Source organism: Pantoea sp. X-Soil-MYKO-1289 (assembly GCF_059730625.1).
The window spans coordinates 1,984,982-2,001,075 of record NZ_AP036004.1 but is presented as its reverse complement, the minus strand read 5'-3'; the positions used below and the strand labels follow the sequence as shown (position 1 = coordinate 2,001,075).

The window sequence follows — 16,094 nt, the reverse complement described above, 5'->3', positions numbered from 1 at the left end:
TTAACGGAACAGCTGGATCTTTTCGACTAATACGTTGGTCACGGCGTCATTGGCCGGAACCAGGAAATTACGTACGCTGTCGTTTACTTTACCTTTTTCAAAGGTCTGCTTGCAGCGCGCCACCCACTGCACATTCATCTCGGTGCCGACATTGACCTTCTCGATGCCGCTGCGTACCGCCAGGCGCATATCCTCATCGCTGACACCGGTGCCGCCGTGCAGCACCAGCGGCGTGCCGGTGGCATGGGTGATCTCGGCCAGTCGCTGATGCTGAATATGCGCTTTGCCGGTGTAGAGGCCGTGCACCGTGCCGATAGAGATCGCCAGCATATCGACGCCGGTTTCCTGCACAAAGCGTTTCGCATCCTCAACGGGGGTAAACGCAATATCCTCTATCGCCACCACTTTGCCATCTTCCGATCCGCCAATCGCACCCAGTTCCGCCTCTACCGACACATTGCGCGGGCGCGCCATATCAATCACGCGGCGCGTATTAGCAATATTTTCCTCAATCGGCAGGTGTGAGCCGTCATACATCACTGAACTGAATCCCGCATCAATCGCGGTCTGAATCGCCTCTAAATCGGAACAGTGATCGAGATGCAGACAGGTCGGCACATTTTTACTGGCCGAAAGTGAACGAATAGCGTCAACCAGCAGCCGATGGCCTAAATATTTCGCCGTGCCGGTCGAGATTTGGATCATTAATGGGCTATTGGTCTTTTCTGCGGCTTTAAAAAAAGCGGGCAGCATTTCCAGGCAGTGCAAATTAAAGGATCCAAGCGCTTTAAATTCACGCTGTTTTGCCACCTGTAACAGATCGGTAAAATTATACAGACTCATGGATATTTTCCTCACGGGGCTTAGTGGATTTTCCGTTAACAAACCAGGCGATCAGGGTAATAAAGAGCACGAACAGCGCGACGAACAGCCAGTTGCCCTGGAAGGCGTGGCCTAATACCAGGCCGGTGCTGATAACGTCGGCATCGCTGAAGGTCACACCGGTGAAACCGTAGCTTTCCAGCATCGGCACCAGGATGGCGGGTAAAAAGGTGATAAACAGTCCGTGCACCACACCGCCAATCATCGCGCCGCGACGACCGCCGAGAGCATTGCCGAACACTCCCGCCGCGCCACCGGCAAAGAAATTGGTGAGCAGGCCGGGCAGAATCATGGCGAGGCCAAACATCGGGAAGACGATCATACCGATGACCGAACCCAGCGTGGTGGCAAGGAAGCCGACAATGACGGCGTTGGGCGCATAGGGAAACAGCACCGGGCAGTCGAGCGCGGGCTTCGCGTCTGGCACGATACGCATCGCGATACCGCGAAACGCGGGCACCAGCTCGTTCAGCAGCAGCCGCACGCCGCTGTACAGCACAAATACCCCGGCAACGAACTGCATCGCCTGCATAAAGGCATACATCAGGTAGTTCATGCCGTTGCTGTACTGGGCGATAAAGGCCGGGCCTGCGGCCAGCGCCGGGATGAGGTACATCGGCACCATGACGATACCCATCGCCAGATAGGTGTCCTGCAGGAACTTGAAGTTATCCGGCAGCTTGAGGTCTTCCGTAGAGCGCGATCCTTTACCGACCAGCTTCGCTACCGCTGCCTGGACCAGATAGCCAATGGTGCAGAAATGGCCCAGCGCGATATCGTCGGAATTGGTTATGCGGCGCACCACCGGCTGCGCCAGCGCAGGCATCACCACCGCCATAATGCCGCCAAAGATGCCGCCGGTAAGGATGAGCGGCAGCCCGGTAAGCCCGGCCTTATAGCCAATCACCGTGCCGATGGTCGCCATCCACAGCAGCGCCTGCCCGGTCAGGAAGATATATTTAAAGGGCGTGATGCGCGCGATAATAATATTGACGATAAAGATCACCAGCAGCGTCAGGGCCACTTCCGATCCCAGTTCGCGATTTGCCAGCCCGGCGATCGCGGCGACGTCGGTAATATAGCCCTGCATACCAAACCCGTGGGTAAATATAGTATTCAGGAAAGTTAAGGTGCCGACAATAATATTGATACCGGCCATCATGATTAAAAAGCCGAGCAGCGTTTTAAAGGTGCCCTCAACTACCTTCCCTGCCGATTTACGCTGCAGCAGCAGGCCAATGAGCGCAATAAAGGCGATCAGGATAGATGCCTGCCCTAACAGATCTTTCACCAGGAAATTAATAACACTATTCATGATTCACAACCTTCAGGTTACGCTCTTTGAGGAAAGCCAGGATCTTCTCTTCAATTTCCCCTTTATCGGTCAGTCGGTTCAGCACAATCACGCGTTTCATCTCTTCAGGCGAGGCGTCGGCATTTAATACGTCAGCGAACGCTTTTTGCGTCAGAATAATATCGGACTTAAAAGCACTGGCTTCCGATATAGTGGTGTGATCGATGTCAGCTTCAATCTCCAGCTTCTTTAATACTGCTTTGGCGCTCATTTCAATGGCAAAGCTGGATCCCAGACCGCAGCCGCAGACACATAAAATTTTAAGCATGGCTATCTCCTCAGACTATATTCAGTTGTTTAGCGAGTTTGTAATAGTGCCCTTCAGTATCGACAAGACGTTTTTTCATGCTAATTAAATCAATCGGGATGGGTTTATTGCTGCCATTAATAATTACGGCTTTGTTTCGCATACCCGACTGAATACAACGCACCACTTCGGTCGCCATAATTGCGCCCTGATAAATCTCTTCGCAGGTGGGATCGCCGTTACGCAGACCATAACCAATAATGGTTTTACGAATTCGCACGCCGGTCAGCGGCTCCAGCTGTTTAATCAGGGTGTCGATGGCTCCCTGAAACCCCGGTGAATATTCGCGCGTGTAGCCTTCCGAGCAGAGAATAACCACGCTGTTCTGTACCTCCAGCCGGGCGCGAATGCGTTCAGCCAGCTGCTGTACCGGAATCTGGCACTCCGGGATAAGCGCAAAGTCAGCGTTGCTTTTAATCGCTGACTGTAGCGTCAGTTCGCCGCAAAAACCGCCCAGCAGTTCCGCCATAAATACGCGTCCGGTGAGCGCCCGACCGGTATTGCGCAGCTTCGCCACCTCTTTTAATACCTGCTCACAGGCGGTGGAAAAACCGATGGTGTAGTCGCTGCCGTAAACGTCATTGTCGATAGTCATACCGACGCCGAAACAGTTCACGCCAAATTCGCTTAGCGTGTGCAGGAATTGCAGCGAGCCATCACCGCCCGCCATAATTAATATTTCCACGCGCAAGGCTTTAAGCTGCCGGGTAATTCGCTCATATTCGCTGCGCGCTAATTTCTTTTCGGTTCTGCCAGATTGCATTAACGGAATAGAGGCCACGGAATAATCCACTAAATCGCGCCAGGCTATCTCCTGATGTCGATTTTCCAGCAGCCCAGGAATGCCGCCGTTAAATAGCACCATATCCGCCTGCGCCAGTCGCGCCACCTGAAAGATAAAATTATTAATGCCGGCGACGTCGCCACCGCTTATCACCATGCCAATTCTCATTATGAAAACCTCTCTGGCTTAATCCGCTCTGAGGTTATTGTTCCAGGTGAAGGACTTGAAATTTGCAACGGATATCACAAATCCAGCAGAGATTAAGAAGCTCAGAGTATTGACACTTCTTTTTTCAGGCTTTTATTTGCGAGCTGGATCACAGCCGGTAAATCGAGAGGGAAATTGATTTTCGATAAGATTCATTGGGTTGGGTTAAAGAGAGGTAATTTATGCAGGCAAAGGGGATATGAAATTCACTCGCTTTTATCGTTAATGCGAAATTGTGATTTTCACCTCATTTTCACTGGATTAACCGTTCATTAAGCACTGTTTTTCATTTCAGGCGTGATAATTCACACCGCAATCAATAATCAGTGATCAATCGCCTTAGCGCCGTAATGAAGTGGAAAATGCCGGAGAAAGTGATAAGAGAATTTAAGGCAGGAATTAAACTCTCTCCCGATAACGAGAGAGAGTCACAGCGTTATTTCGCGTAAGCTTCGGTAGAAATAGTCAGCGTGACGTCATCGCCGACGGCCGGAACATATTTATCCAGCTTAAAGTCTGAACGCTTAATGGTACCCGTGGCGTCAAAGCCAATCGCCTGCTTCTTCACCATCGGATGCTCGCCCTGCTTGTTCAGCGTAGCGTGCAGCGTAACCGGTTTAGTGATGCCTTTCAGCGTCAGGTTGCCTTCCACGTCGAATTTATTATCGCCCTTCGCGGTCACTTTGGTGCTGTGGAACGTCGCGGTCGGGTATTTCGCCGTATCGAAGTATTCCGCGCCTTTAAACTCTTTGGTCAGCGCTGCAACATGGCTGTCGATATGGGTAATCGGCAGCGTGACGTCAACGCGTGAGGCGGTTGGGTTTTCACTGTCAAACACCAGCGTTCCTTTGGTGTCAGGAATATCTGCGGTGGGATGTGAAAAGCCGAAGTGGGTCCAGGTCACGATCACAGAGGTGTGCGCGGGATCAAGCTCGTACTGCTGCGCAGCGGCCTGAGACAGCGGGACATACAGGGCGGTGGCGGCCAACAGCGGCAGCGCAAGACGTTTAATATTTTTCACTTTGGGTTCCTTTTAAAACAACCGAATCCATTTGAGTGTCGCTGAAAGGCTCGCGCAGATATAGTGAAGAGTTTTGGTCTTAATTTTCAAATAAATTCAGCAATATCCTGGCGTGACTATTACGAACCGAGGTAACGGGTTTGCAATACCACGCCGCTCTGCCATCTGCTCAGAAGCTGTGCTTTTGCCTGGTGCAGCGCTGTCCAGGTCAAGGCCGCGACCGATGCATCATCGAGATCGCGCAGTCCACCTGCGCGACGCAACGCCAGCTGTAAGCTGGCCGCCGCTTCCTGCGGAGCATGAAGCGGCGCGCGCAGGCGTGCCTGCCATTTCTCCAGCGTCTCCGCTTCATCAGGTATCCTGAGCTGCTGCAAAAAGATCTGGCACTGCGCCAGCAGCGCGTCGGGAGCGACGCTCGGTGACTGGAGGGCGAACAGAATACCGTCGCGATCGACGCAGCGGTGATAGCGGCAGCTAACGACATAGCCGATCTGCTGCTCAACGCGCATGCGCTGGAAAAAGCGCGGCTCCATCAGCAGCGCCAGCGCACGCAGCGCCGCCAGCGACACCTCAGCGGGACAGGGCAAAAACAGCAGCAGCGCGCCGTCGCGGCTCTGATGCGCCACCGTCAGCCGTTTGCCCTGCTCAGGCTCTGCGCCATCGCCGTGGGCCTCGCCCGCCAGCGGCGCCAGCCAGCGCGCGATGATCTCATGCTGCTGCGGCAAACCGCCATAGAGCGCCGCGCGCCAGCCGCCCGCCGATGGAGAAGCGGCAACCGCCTGCGGCAGCCGACGCAGCAGTTCGCGGATCGCCACATCATCCGGCGGCGGCTCGTCTTGCGGGCTGTCGTCAAGGCGCATCGCATCCGGCAGCGACGCCAGCCAGGCCTCACAACCGAACGGCAGCTGCGCCACCAGTTGCCAGCTGCCCTGGTTTTCCTGCCAGCTTGCCGCGCCGCCCTGATGACGCAGCAGCGCAAAGAGTGGCCGCAGTCGCCGATCGAGGGCGACAGCATTCGCGGGTGTCAGTGAGGTAAAAAAATCGGGACGCAGCAGTAACGTGGCGGGCGTGTCGCCAGCGGCAAGATGCAGCAGCGGTGCGCACAGCTCGGGCGGCGCGGGCTGCTGCTTTGAAAGCGGTACCAGCGGGTGAAAGTGCAGTTCTGGTAGCGCCTCATGGCAAACTCCAGCGGTCCAGGATTGCAGCGTTAGCCTGAATCCCTGAGTTTCAATCTGGTCGCCCTGCACGCTGGCCGCACTCCACAGCCGCGCCTGCGGCGCGTTTGCCAGCTGTTGCAGCAGAGAGGCAAATCCTCTTGTATGCGCTGGCGGGACAAACCCAAAGGCGCGCTCGCGCAGCTGGTCAAGCGGAGTCAGCGCGGCGAAACGCTGATGGGCTAAATTCAGATAGTGGCGCTGCTGCTGCGGTGACGTTTTTGCCAGCATGCGCAGCGCATGTGGATACCAAGCGCAGACCGCATCAGGCCGATCCGTATCGAACTGCAGCGCCAGCCAGCCGCCTGTGCTGTCCAGACTCAGCCATTTACACTCAAGCTGTTGTGCCCAGCCGCGCTGCCGCAGGCTTGCCATTGCGCCGTATGGCGCTTCATCCTGTAAAAACTCGCGCAACAGTGTGACGTTGTCACGTACGGGGCCCGCTTCTCCACTGAGAAATGTGGTGATCCAGAGTTGACCGGCTCCCTGCGTTTCAAGCGCAACGTCGGCCTCAGTGGTGAAGCGTAAAGGCCTGGCCCACACTTCAGCCAGCCCCGGCTGAAAACGCTGGCTAAAGGCCCGCGCCAGCTGTTCAAGCTCATCCAGCGGCTGCGGCCCCTGCAGCCACAGCTGCATCTGGCCCGCCAGGAAAAAACGCTGATGGAACTGATGCAGCGCCTGCTTAAGCGCGTCGGGATCGTTGCCAAAGGCATCGCGGCTACCGATATGGAAACGCTGAAAATCGGCCGGTGCGCTGACGCAAGTAAACAGCGCCGCTTCGCGACGCGACGGCGTATGCTGCTGAATCAGCCGGTACTCGGCATCGATTACCGCCGATTCCTGCGCGATGGCCTCAGGCGTAAACCGCGGCGCAGCCAGCATATCTGCCAGCCGCGCGACGCCGTCGGCCAGCAGCCCGGCTTCCACCTCAAAGAACCAGGCGCTGCTGCGCAGCAGCGTCGTGGCATTGAGCCGCCCGCCTGCCGCCTGCACCCAGGGCATCAGCCGTTCGTTGCCCTGATAACCGGCGCTGTCGCTGAACAGCAGATGTTCCAGCAGATGCGCCAGGCCTGGCCAGGCTTCAGGCTCATCATGGCTACCCGCCGCCACCTGCGCCAGCGCAGCGGCCTGCTGCGCGTCGGGCTGATGGATCAGCGTGACGCGCAGGCCATTTGGCAACTGCAACTGGCGCAGCTCAGGCATGGTCAGAAGGTCCGGGTTTTGTAGATCAGCTGGGAGTTGGCGCGGTTGCGGAACTGCAGCTGGCCGATTTTCACGTCGCTGCAGGCCGCTTCGCGCCTCGCCTCGAGGATCACGTCGTGGTGCGGCGACTTGCTGCACACCGGATCCGTATTATCGGCGTTGCCGGTCAGCATAAAGGCCTGGCAGCGACAGCCGCCAAAGTCCTTCTCTTTCTCGTCGCACGAGCGGCAGGGTTCCGGCATCCAGTCGAAGCCGCGATAGCGGTTGAAGCCGAAAGAGCGATACCAGATATCCTCCAGCGACTGTTCCAGCACCGACGGGAACTGCACCGGCAGCTGGCGCGCGCTGTGGCACGGCAGCGCGGTGCCTTCTGGCGTAACGCTGAGGAAAATCGCGCCCCAGCCGCCCATACAGGGCTTGGGACGCTCCTCATAGTAATCCGGCGTCACGAACAGCAGATTGGTCAGGTTGCCGCTGCCGCTCATGCGTTCGCGATAGCGGCTGACCACCGCTTCCGCCTGCGCAATCTGCTCGCGCGTCGGCAGCAGGCCCTGGCGGTTAAGCTGCGCCCAGCCGTAGAACTGGCAGGTCGCCAGCTCGACGTCGTCCGCTTCCAGCTCAATGCAGAGGTCGATAATCTTGTCGATCTGATCAATATTGTGACGGTGTAACACAAAGTTGAGCACCATCGGGTAGCCGTGCTTCTTCACCGCGCGCGCCATCTCCAGCTTCTGCTGGAAGGCTTTTTTCGATCCCGCCAGCGCGGCGTTAAGCGTCTCGTCGCTCGCCTGGAAGCTGATCTGGATATGGTCCAGGCCCGCCTCGGCGAAGGCGTCGAGCTTCTTCTCGGTCAGGCCGATGCCGGAGGTGATCAGGTTGGTATAGAAGCCGAGATCGCGCGCGGCGCGAATCAGCTCCGGCAGATCTTTGCGCGTCAGCGGTTCGCCGCCCGAAAAGCCGAGCTGGACGCTGCCCATGGCGCGCGCCTGGCGGAATACCTCAATCCACTGCTCCGTGGTTAGCTCTTTCTCCTGCTGCGCGAAATCGAGCGGATTGGAGCAGTAAGGACACTGCAGCGGACAGCGGTAGGTCAGCTCCGCCAGCAGCCAGAGCGGCGGATTAACGGCGGGTTTATTCTGGGTCACGAAACATTATCCACTTTTGTTCATACGCCGCGCGCAGAAACTCTCTGACGTCTTCGCCGACGCCGCCCGCTTCCGGGAAGCGCGCGTCGAGCCCGGCGATAATCGCGCTGACGCTCTCTTTGCCGTTGACCTGTTCCAGGATGGCGGCGGCGGTTTCATTCAGCTTCGCCATGCCTTCCGGATAAAGCACGACGTGGCTCTCCTGCGCGGCTTCCCACTGCATGCGATAGCCGCGGCGGAACGCGGGAATAGAGTTGTCATTCATCTGTTATACCAGCCTTGTGGTGTGCCAGGCCGCCTTGTCGGTGACCGTATGGTAAGGCGGACGGTTCAGCGCGTAGGCCATGGTCATGGCGTCCAGCATCGTCCAGAGAATATCGAGCTTGAACTGCAGGATCTCCAGCATGCGGTTCTGTTTCTCGACCGTATCGCAAAACTCCAGCGCCAGCGCCAGGCCATGCTCGACGTCGCGGTTCGCCTGGCTCAGACGGCTGCGGAAATAAAAATAGCCCTCTTCCTTAATCCAGGGATAGTGCTGCGGCCAGCTGTCGAGACGCGACTGGTGGATCTGCGGCGCGAAAAGCTCGGTAAGGGAGCTGCAGGCCGCTTCCTGCCAGCTGGCGCGGCGCGCGAAGTTGAGATAGGCGTCGACCGCGAAGCGCACGCCCGGCAGCACATGGCGCTCAGACAGCAGCGCCTCGCGCGTCAGCCCAACCGCTTCGCCCAGCTGCAGCCAGGCTTCGATGCCGCCTTCGTGGCCGTTGCTGCCGTCGTGGTCGAGGATGCGCTGCACCCACTTGCGGCGAGTGGCGGGATCGGGGCAGTTCGCCATGATCGCCGCATCTTTCAGCGGGATGCTGGTCTGATAATAGAAGCGGTTCGCCACCCAGCCCTGGATCTGCTCGCGCGTCGCGTCGCCGTTGTGCATCGCGATATGGTATGGATGATGAATATGGTAGTAAGCGCCCTTATCGCGCAGCGCCTGTTCGAACGCCTGCGGCGTCAGCGTCTCGGTGATCTGCATCACTCACTCCTGAAGATGAATCGCCATGCCGTCCCAGCTCACTTCAATGCCCTGCTGCGTCAGAAACTGACGCTGCGGCGACTGCTCGTTGAGGATCGGATTGGTGTTGTTAATGTGAATAAGGATCTTGCGTTTTGCCGGCAGCGAGGCAAGTAGCGCCATCAGCCCCTGCTCTTCGGAGAGCGCCAGGTGGCCCATCGCCTTGCCGGTGTTGTTGCCGACGCCGGCGGCCTGCAGCTCGTCATCTTTCCAGACGGTGCCGTCGATCAGCAGGCAGTCCGCCTTCTGCAGCCAGGGCATAATCACCGCATCCGGCTCGCCGAGGCCCGGCGCATAGAGCAGCGTCTGTTTGCTGGCGAGGTTTTCAATAAACAGCGCCACGTTGTGTCCCGGCAGCGGACGGTCGCGGTATGGCGAGTAAGGCGGCGCGTTGCTGAGGATCGGGATCGCGGTAAAGCGCAGGTTCGGACAGACATCGACGCTGAACAGCTCGAGCGGCGCGATGGGACGATGCTGCAGCCCGCCGTTCCAGTGCTTCAGCATGGTGAAGACCGGGAAGCCGCTGGTGAGATCGGCGTGTACTTCCGGCGTGCACCACACCTGATGCGGGCAGCCTTCGCGCAGGCTGAGCAGCCCGGTGGTGTGATCGATCTGGCTGTCGGTAAGAATAATGGCGCCGATGGCGGTGCCGCGCAGCGCGCCTTTTTTTATCAGTTCTGGCGTATGGGCGATCTGCTGGCTGATGTCCGGCGAGGCGTTGCATAACACCCAGTTTTCGCCGTCGTCGCTGAGAATAATCGAGGACTGCGTACGCGGGCTGGCCTGAATGGTGCCTTCGCGCACGCCCTGACAGTTGGCGCAGTTACAGTTCCACTGAGGAAAACCGCCGCCAGCGGCGGATCCAAGGACTTTGATGAACATAGGAGAAACCCGGCGTTGAAACAAAATGCCCGCGCAGCTGGCGGGCATGGATATTAACGGTTGGAGATGTACAGCGTCACTTCCAGACCGAGACGTAAATCAACAAATTCAGGTTTTTTTCCACATAATAGTCTTCCTCTAAGGTGAATGAACAAAGCGATACCCGTCAGGTATCATTACGTAAACAATCCAGTGATTATGCACGCAATTTTGAGCCGGCTGATGGTGCGCTAACGGCGCATCGAGATCAACCCGCAAATGTTAAGGAAATGAATCAGCCCTGCCAGACCTGGCGCAGCAGGCGCAACCAGTTATCCGAAGCGAGCTTTTCCAGCCGATCCTGATCATAGCCCGCTTCGCGGAATGCCGCGAACAGGCGCGGCAGCCCCGCCACGTCTTTTAGCGCGTCTGGCACGGAGATGCCGTCAAAATCGGAGCCGAATCCCACACGATCGCTGCCCATTATCATTATGAGCCGTTCATAGTGCCTGACGATGTCGCTCAGCGGCGTATCGCCGTCGCGCTTGCCGTCGGCGCGCAGAAACGCATTGCCGAAGTTGATGCCGACCATGCCGCCGCTGTCGCGAATGGCGGCGAGCTGGGCATCGGTCAGGTTACGCGGCTGGGCGCAGAGCGCATGGGCGTTGGAGTGGGTCGCCACCAGCGGCGAGCGAGAGAGCGCGGCGGTATCCCAGAACGCTTTTTCATTCATATGGGAGACGTCGATCAGCATATTCAGCGCGTTGGCCTGTTTAATCAACGCCTTGCCGGCTTCAGTCAGGCCTGGCCCGCTGTCCGGCGAGCCGGGGAATGCGCCGGTCACGCCGACGCCGAAGCGGTTAGGCAGATTCCAGAACGGCCCGATGCTGCGCACGCCGGCAGCATAAAACGCCTGCAGCTGCTCGCCCTCTTCATCCAGCGCGTCCGCGCCTTCGATATGGGCCACCAGCGCCAGCACGCCCGCGTCGCGGCAGGCGACAATCTCAGCCGCGCTGCGGCACAGCCGCGCGCGCCCCTGCGACTGCTCGGCGATCTGCGTAAGAATAGCCAGCTGCTGCCACATGATCTCCAGCGGCTGATAAGGCGTCTCGGCAAGGTGCGGCGCCATCTGGGCGATATAGGCCTGCGGCGGCACGAAGAGAGCGAACAGGCCGCCGAAAAAGCCGCCCTGGCGCATGCGCGGAAAATCGAGCTGGCCACGTTCGATGCCGTTGAAAAAGGCGTCGACCGGCGCGTCGCGATGATTCAGCCACAGATTGAGCAGCAGATCGTTATGGCCATCAAAAGTTAACATCGGAGAAATAAGCGTTTAAAAAACTCAACATCGCGCTATGTTACGCGGCCGCAGGATAAACGCCAAATCAGAGGGCACGAATGGTTACTCTGCCTGCGGCGTAACCGAGAACTGGTCAAAAATCTTGTAGGTGGCGACGTCAAACAGCGAAACCGCCTCGACCTCCGCCATGGGAATCAGATGGCGGAAGTGCTGCAGGTTCAGCGGTTCGGAATCGGGAGTGATATTCTGCGCCAGGTAGAGTTCGTAGTAGCGATGCTGCTCGCAGAACTGCAGCGTCTCTTTATCGCGGTAGCCGCTGATATAGGGGATTAGCGCCAGATGCTGGGTTTGCGTGTGTTCGATGCGCGGCGCGGCGACGTAGCCGATATAGACCTTGCGCGATTTAAGCGTCACGAACACCAGCTTCTCTTCTTCGATCGCCTGCAGCAGCAGCGACTCCATGCCATCTTCCCGGGCGACTTTACGATACTCCGCCATGCTGCTTTTCCCGTCACGCATCGCCCGCCGCGCCGCTTCGCCCGCGCGCCAGGCGCGCAGCGCGGCGAGCGCCAGACCCAGCTCGAAAAAGAGCGGATAGTTCATCAGCGTGGTGTGGGTCAGCCAGGAGTAGTAGTCCTGTATGGCGTAATCGGGAAAAAAGAGATGGGGAACTGAAAGCAGCAGACTCAGCAGAAAGAGCGCGACGTAGATAAGCGCTACGCCGAAAAAGCCCTGCAGCGCGAACTTGGCGCCGTGCATCGCCACGTAAAAATAGGCGATCCAGCCGCTAGAGCGCGCCTGACGCGTGCGCGAGGGATAGTGGTTTTCCGTATACCAGTAGCCGCAGACCAGCACGACCATAATGACCAGCGGTCCCATCGCACGCCCTTAGCGTTTTTGCGCCAGCTCTTCCATACGGGCACGCATCGCTCTGCCCACATCAGGGTTATTCATATTCAGACGGGCGTTGCCGTTAACGTCGAGAATCAGCTTGTCTTGATCGGTGTAGCGCAGATCTTCATTGGTTAAGCCGCGCATAAACTTATCCGGCTCGGCGAACCACTTGCCCATTAACCTTTTTAGCCTGTTCATTTGTCCTCCTCGTCTTAACGGCGCGATAACCTGTGCGGTTGCGCCCTGTTGAGTATACGTCAGGCGCCGCGAACATTCCTTGTACAGTTTTCTACGCTGTTTTGCGCGGACGCGCAACCGCATCCTGATTTAACCGCCCTGCGCCACCGTCAGGCCGCGATAAAAGGTCGGCTTCACATCCAGGGTTTTCTGGATCAGGCCATATTTCTGGTAAAAGTCGGCGGTCTCCTGCTGCTGCTGCACCGTATTGTCGTCAATGCTCTGCCAGTGCGACTGGCGACGCGAGAACGCTTTTTCCGCCGCCGCGGGCGGGAAGCCGATAATTTTCGCCAGCGTCTGCGCGTAGTCGGCGACGTGGCTGTTGGCCCAGCGATCCGCCGCCGCCAGCCGGTTGACGTAGTCCTGCAGCGCGGCGCGCTTTTCGCGATCGTTGATGGCGGCGTCGGTGGCGGCCAGGAAGCTGTTGCCGGTCGAGAGCCCCACGCCGTTGACCAGTATGCGTCCGCTCTGGGTCACTTCCGCCAGCGCGGTATAGGGATCCCATGTCGCCCAGGCGTCTACCGCGCCGTTAGAAAGCGCGATGCGCGCGTCGGCAGGCTGTAGAAAGCGCCAGCTGACATCTTTATCGCTCAGGCCCGCCTGCTCCAGGGTTTTCAGCGCCTGAAAATGGCCGATAGAGCCGCGTCCGGTGGCGATGCTTTTTCCTTTGAGATCGGCGGCGGTTTTGATGGGCGAATCGGGCCGCACCAGCACCGCCAGCCCGGCAGGCACCGATTTGCTCACCGCCACCGCTTTCACCTGCGAGCCGGCGGCCAGCGAAAAGAGCAGCGGCGCGTCGCCGATAATGCCCGCGTCCACCGCGCCCGCATTAAGCGCCTCCGCCAGCGGCGCGGCGGCGGGAAACTCCGCCCACTCAATTGCGTAGCTTAGCTTGTCAAGCTGATGCGCCGCCGTCATCTCGGCGCGCATATTGCCTTTTTGATCGGCGATGCGCAGCGTGACGGCCTGCGCGGAGCAGGCGCTGGTCAGCGCAAGCGCGATATAAAGAGCGTGGTATTTCATCCTGTTTTCTCCTGGCGCAAAAAAAACCAGCATAAACCGGACCTTGAGAAACGCCGATGCCGATTCCGCATGAGGTTAGCCGGCGGCCGCATAAGGCTGTCGCTTTTGCGTTATCGGTTGTCATTTTTGCGCGCGCGGCGGCGCGGCGCGACGCGGCAGACTGCGCTGACACCATAAGGAGGTTTTATGCTGACGCACCCCAAAGAGAAGTACCGTGCTTTTCCCGTTATCGCCCTGCCCGATCGTCAGTGGCCAGATCGCCAGCTGACAAAGGCGCCGCGCTGGCTTTCCACCGACCTGCGCGACGGTAATCAGGCGCTGGCGGAACCGATGGATGCAGAACGCAAGCTGGCGTTTTGGGATCTGCTGCTGGCGTGCGGCTTTAAAGAGATAGAAGTCGCCTTTCCCGCCGCATCGCAAACCGACTTCCAGTTTGTGCGCGATCTGATTGAGCAGCGCCGTATTCCCGAAGGGGTCACTATCCAGGTGCTGACGCAGGCGCGCGAAGCGCTTATCGCCCGCACCTTCGAGGCGTTGCAGGACGCGCCGCGCGCTATTCTGCATCTTTATAACGCCACTGCGCCGCTGTTTCGCGAACGGGTGTTTGGCCAGAGCCAGGCGGAGATCGTCGCGCTGGCGTGCGCGGGCGCGCGTCAAATCCGTGACGGCTGCGACGCCCGGCCCGAAACGCACTGGACGTTTGAATACTCCCCGGAAACCTTCTGTTTTACCGAACCGGAATTCGCGCTGGCGATCTGCGAGGCGGTAGCGGATATCTGGCAGCCCTGCGCCGCCTGTCCGATGATCGTCAATCTGCCCGCGACCGTGGAGGTCAATACCCCGAACGTGTATGCCGATCAGATTGAATATTTTTGCCGTCACTTCAGCCGCCGCGATGCCGTTTGTATCAGCGTGCATCCCCATAACGATCGCGGCACCGGCACCGCCTGCGCGGAGCTGGCGCTGCTGGCGGGCGCGGATCGCGTTGAAGGCTGCCTGTTCGGCAACGGCGAGCGCACCGGCAACGTCGACATCGTCACGCTGGCGCTAAATCTCTACAGCCAGGGGATCGCGCCTCAACTTGACTTCAGCGATATCAACAAGGTGACGGAGGTGGTGACGCGCTGCAACCAGCTGCCGGTGCATCCGCGTCATCCTTATGCGGGCGAGCTGGTGTTCACCGCCTTTTCCGGCTCGCATCAGGATGCGATCCGCAAAGGTTTCGCCCTGCGTCAGCAGCGGCAGGAGACGATCTGGCAGATGCCTTACCTGACGATCGATCCGGCCGATATCGGCTGCAGCTATGAGGCGGTGATCCGCGTCAACAGCCAGTCGGGCAAGAGCGGCGCCGCCTGGCTGCTGGAGCAAAATCATGGCCTGGCGCTACCGCGCGCGCTGATGCAGGATTTCAGCCAGCGGGTGCAGCAAGAGACGGACCGCCACGGCAAGGAGATGACGCAGCGCGCCATCTGGCGCTGCTTCTGCCTGCACTACGGCGTCGAGCAGGCGACGCTGACCCTGCTGGAGGCGGAAAGCCGAAGCGACGGCGATATGACCCGGCTTGAGGCGAACCTCGGGATAAACGGCGGCAGTCGTCGCCTGCGCGGCAGCGGTAACGGCTTGCTGTCAGCGGCGGTGGATGCGCTGCGTCGCGCGCTGGGGCTGGAGCTGACGATTGCGGATTACCACGAGCATACGCTGGGCAAACGCAGCGACAGCCGTTCGGTCGCCTACGTCTGCTGCCTGAATAGCCTGGGCGAGCGCGCCTGGGGCGTCAGCATCGACAGCGATATCGCCCGCGCCTCCCTACAGGCGCTGCTTAACGCGGCGACGGCCTCTCTGCCTGTGGAAAATAGGCGGCAGGCGCAACCCCCAGCAGGCGACGAAACATCGCGCTGAAGGCGCTGGGACTCTCATAGCCGAGATCGAGCGCCACGGCCAGCACCGACTCGCCCTGCGCCAGACGGGTCAGGGCGATAACCAGGCGCGCGCGGCGCACCCAGTCGCTGAAATGCAGCCCGGTCTCCCGCTGAAAGTGGCGCGCAAGGGTGCGGCTGGAGAGGTTTAGCCGCCGCGCCCCCTCCTCCAGCGTCCAGCGATCCCCCGGCGCCTGCTGGATGGCGCGGCAGAGCCTTTGCAGCCGGGCGCTCTGCGGCTCCGGCAGATTGAACGGCAGCACGTCCAGGCCGCGCAGCTCATCCAGAATCAACTCATAGATATGCTCGCTGCGGCTGCCGGGCGCATAAACCTCCGGCAAGGGCAGCGCGCTGACGATCAGCTCGCGCAGCAGCGGCGATACCGGCACCACCTGACAGCTGGCGGGCAGGTCGGCGCGCGCCAGCGGATCGACAAATAAGGTGCGCGCGGCGACCGGCCCGGTAATCTGCAGCGCATGGCGCGTATAGGCGGGCAGCCAGACGCCACGGCCCGGCGGAACGATCCAGCTGCCCTGCGCGGTATCGACGCGCACCACGCCGCTCAGCGTATGGATCAGCTGCGCGCAGCTGTGATGATGCCAGGGTTCGCTGTCGCCGTGCGCGTAGTCATGGGCGTAAGAGACCAGCGGACGAGAGGTGAAATCGAACGACAGCCGCGCCGTCAC

17 protein-coding genes are annotated in these 16,094 nt (G+C 59.3%); 1 reads left to right on the top strand and 16 read right to left on the bottom strand.

Annotated elements, in window-relative coordinates; all coding sequences use genetic code 11:
* The 15 genes from AC6I7Z_RS09680 to AC6I7Z_RS09610 form a co-directional block, all read right to left on the bottom strand.
* A complete protein-coding gene (locus tag AC6I7Z_RS09680; protein WP_497814033.1) occupies positions 1 to 843 on the bottom strand; it encodes a class II fructose-bisphosphate aldolase in 843 nt (280 codons plus the stop codon).
* Positions 830 to 2,197: a PTS sugar transporter subunit IIC gene (locus tag AC6I7Z_RS09675; RefSeq protein WP_497814032.1), complete on the bottom strand. Its 1,368-nt coding sequence runs from the start codon at positions 2,195 to 2,197 to the stop codon at positions 830 to 832. Before AC6I7Z_RS09675 ends, AC6I7Z_RS09680 begins: the two co-directional genes overlap by 14 nt.
* Positions 2,190 to 2,504 (bottom strand): PTS sugar transporter subunit IIB, encoded by a 315-nt coding sequence (locus tag AC6I7Z_RS09670; protein WP_497814031.1) that lies wholly within the window; start codon positions 2,502 to 2,504, stop codon positions 2,190 to 2,192. Before AC6I7Z_RS09670 ends, AC6I7Z_RS09675 begins: the two co-directional genes overlap by 8 nt.
* Before the next feature lie 10 nt (positions 2,505 to 2,514).
* Entirely contained in the window at positions 2,515 to 3,495 is a 981-nt protein-coding gene (locus AC6I7Z_RS09665) for a 6-phosphofructokinase (RefSeq protein WP_497814030.1), read from the bottom strand.
* Between the two features lie 475 nt (positions 3,496 to 3,970).
* Positions 3,971 to 4,555, bottom strand: coding sequence for a YceI family protein (locus AC6I7Z_RS09660; RefSeq protein WP_497814029.1), 585 nt, complete (start codon positions 4,553 to 4,555; stop codon positions 3,971 to 3,973).
* 119 nt (positions 4,556 to 4,674) lie between these two features.
* Positions 4,675 to 6,972, bottom strand: a complete 2,298-nt coding sequence (gene pqqF, locus AC6I7Z_RS09655) for a pyrroloquinoline quinone biosynthesis protein PqqF (RefSeq protein ID WP_497814028.1) — start codon at positions 6,970 to 6,972, stop codon at positions 4,675 to 4,677.
* Positions 6,973 to 6,974: 2 nt separating this feature from the next.
* Positions 6,975 to 8,117 carry a pyrroloquinoline quinone biosynthesis protein PqqE gene (pqqE, locus tag AC6I7Z_RS09650; RefSeq protein ID WP_497814027.1) on the bottom strand — a complete coding sequence of 381 codons (1,143 nt, stop codon included), beginning with the start codon at positions 8,115 to 8,117 and terminating at the stop codon, positions 6,975 to 6,977.
* Positions 8,104 to 8,382, bottom strand: coding sequence for a pyrroloquinoline quinone biosynthesis peptide chaperone PqqD (gene pqqD / locus AC6I7Z_RS09645; RefSeq protein WP_033747277.1), 279 nt, complete (start codon positions 8,380 to 8,382; stop codon positions 8,104 to 8,106). The genes pqqE and pqqD overlap by 14 nt, the downstream gene beginning before the upstream one ends.
* Before the next feature lie 3 nt (positions 8,383 to 8,385).
* The gene (gene pqqC, locus AC6I7Z_RS09640; protein WP_497814026.1) at positions 8,386 to 9,141 is read right to left on the bottom strand and encodes a pyrroloquinoline-quinone synthase PqqC; all 756 of its coding nucleotides are present in this window, start codon (positions 9,139 to 9,141) and stop codon (positions 8,386 to 8,388) included.
* A gap of 3 nt (positions 9,142 to 9,144) precedes the next feature.
* Positions 9,145 to 10,062 carry a pyrroloquinoline quinone biosynthesis protein PqqB gene (gene pqqB, locus AC6I7Z_RS09635; protein WP_497814025.1) on the bottom strand — a complete coding sequence of 306 codons (918 nt, stop codon included), beginning with the start codon at positions 10,060 to 10,062 and terminating at the stop codon, positions 9,145 to 9,147.
* A gap of 53 nt (positions 10,063 to 10,115) precedes the next feature.
* Positions 10,116 to 10,211: a pyrroloquinoline quinone precursor peptide PqqA gene (gene pqqA, locus AC6I7Z_RS09630; RefSeq protein WP_497815422.1), complete on the bottom strand. Its 96-nt coding sequence runs from the start codon at positions 10,209 to 10,211 to the stop codon at positions 10,116 to 10,118.
* Positions 10,212 to 10,336: 125 nt separating this feature from the next.
* A complete protein-coding gene (locus AC6I7Z_RS09625; RefSeq protein ID WP_497814024.1) occupies positions 10,337 to 11,356 on the bottom strand; it encodes a dipeptidase in 1,020 nt (339 codons plus the stop codon).
* An 84-nt stretch (positions 11,357 to 11,440) separates the two neighbouring features.
* A complete protein-coding gene (locus AC6I7Z_RS09620; protein WP_497814023.1) occupies positions 11,441 to 12,217 on the bottom strand; it encodes a hypothetical protein in 777 nt (258 codons plus the stop codon).
* 9 nt (positions 12,218 to 12,226) lie between these two features.
* Positions 12,227 to 12,430, bottom strand: a complete 204-nt coding sequence (locus tag AC6I7Z_RS09615; RefSeq protein WP_312059138.1) for a hypothetical protein — start codon at positions 12,428 to 12,430, stop codon at positions 12,227 to 12,229.
* A gap of 129 nt (positions 12,431 to 12,559) precedes the next feature.
* Entirely contained in the window at positions 12,560 to 13,492 is a 933-nt protein-coding gene (locus tag AC6I7Z_RS09610; protein WP_497814022.1) for an ABC transporter substrate-binding protein, read from the bottom strand.
* 186 nt (positions 13,493 to 13,678) lie between these two features.
* On the opposite strand from AC6I7Z_RS09610, the gene leuA reads away from it, so the two are divergent.
* Entirely contained in the window at positions 13,679 to 15,391 is a 1,713-nt protein-coding gene (gene leuA / locus AC6I7Z_RS09605) for a 2-isopropylmalate synthase (protein WP_497814021.1), read from the top strand.
* Here the strand turns inward: leuA and AC6I7Z_RS09600 are convergent.
* Positions 15,312 to 16,094: an AraC family transcriptional regulator gene (locus AC6I7Z_RS09600; protein WP_497814020.1), complete on the bottom strand. Its 783-nt coding sequence runs from the start codon at positions 16,092 to 16,094 to the stop codon at positions 15,312 to 15,314. The genes leuA and AC6I7Z_RS09600 overlap by 80 nt on opposite strands.

Bases quoted from the DNA above. Each gene is read 5' to 3' on its own strand.
- AC6I7Z_RS09680 (WP_497814033.1), bottom strand. From the start codon at position 843: ATGAGTCTGTATAATTTTACCGATCTGTTACAGGTGGCAAAACAGCGT.
- AC6I7Z_RS09675 (WP_497814032.1), bottom strand. From the start codon at position 2,197: ATGAATAGTGTTATTAATTTCCTGGTGAAAGATCTGTTAGGGCAGGCA.
- pqqD (WP_033747277.1), bottom strand. From the start codon at position 8,382: ATGAATGACAACTCTATTCCCGCGTTCCGCCGCGGCTATCGCATGCAG.
- leuA (WP_497814021.1), top strand. From the start codon at position 13,679: ATGCTGACGCACCCCAAAGAGAAGTACCGTGCTTTTCCCGTTATCGCC.
- AC6I7Z_RS09665 (WP_497814030.1), bottom strand. From the start codon at position 3,495: ATGAGAATTGGCATGGTGATAAGCGGTGGCGACGTCGCCGGCATTAAT.
- AC6I7Z_RS09610 (WP_497814022.1), bottom strand. From the start codon at position 13,492: ATGAAATACCACGCTCTTTATATCGCGCTTGCGCTGACCAGCGCCTGC.
- pqqB (WP_497814025.1), bottom strand. From the start codon at position 10,062: ATGTTCATCAAAGTCCTTGGATCCGCCGCTGGCGGCGGTTTTCCTCAG.
- pqqF (WP_497814028.1), bottom strand. From the start codon at position 6,972: ATGCCTGAGCTGCGCCAGTTGCAGTTGCCAAATGGCCTGCGCGTCACG.
- AC6I7Z_RS09625 (WP_497814024.1), bottom strand. From the start codon at position 11,356: ATGTTAACTTTTGATGGCCATAACGATCTGCTGCTCAATCTGTGGCTG.
- AC6I7Z_RS09620 (WP_497814023.1), bottom strand. From the start codon at position 12,217: ATGGGACCGCTGGTCATTATGGTCGTGCTGGTCTGCGGCTACTGGTAT.
- AC6I7Z_RS09670 (WP_497814031.1), bottom strand. From the start codon at position 2,504: ATGCTTAAAATTTTATGTGTCTGCGGCTGCGGTCTGGGATCCAGCTTT.
- AC6I7Z_RS09615 (WP_312059138.1), bottom strand. From the start codon at position 12,430: ATGAACAGGCTAAAAAGGTTAATGGGCAAGTGGTTCGCCGAGCCGGAT.
- pqqC (WP_497814026.1), bottom strand. From the start codon at position 9,141: ATGCAGATCACCGAGACGCTGACGCCGCAGGCGTTCGAACAGGCGCTG.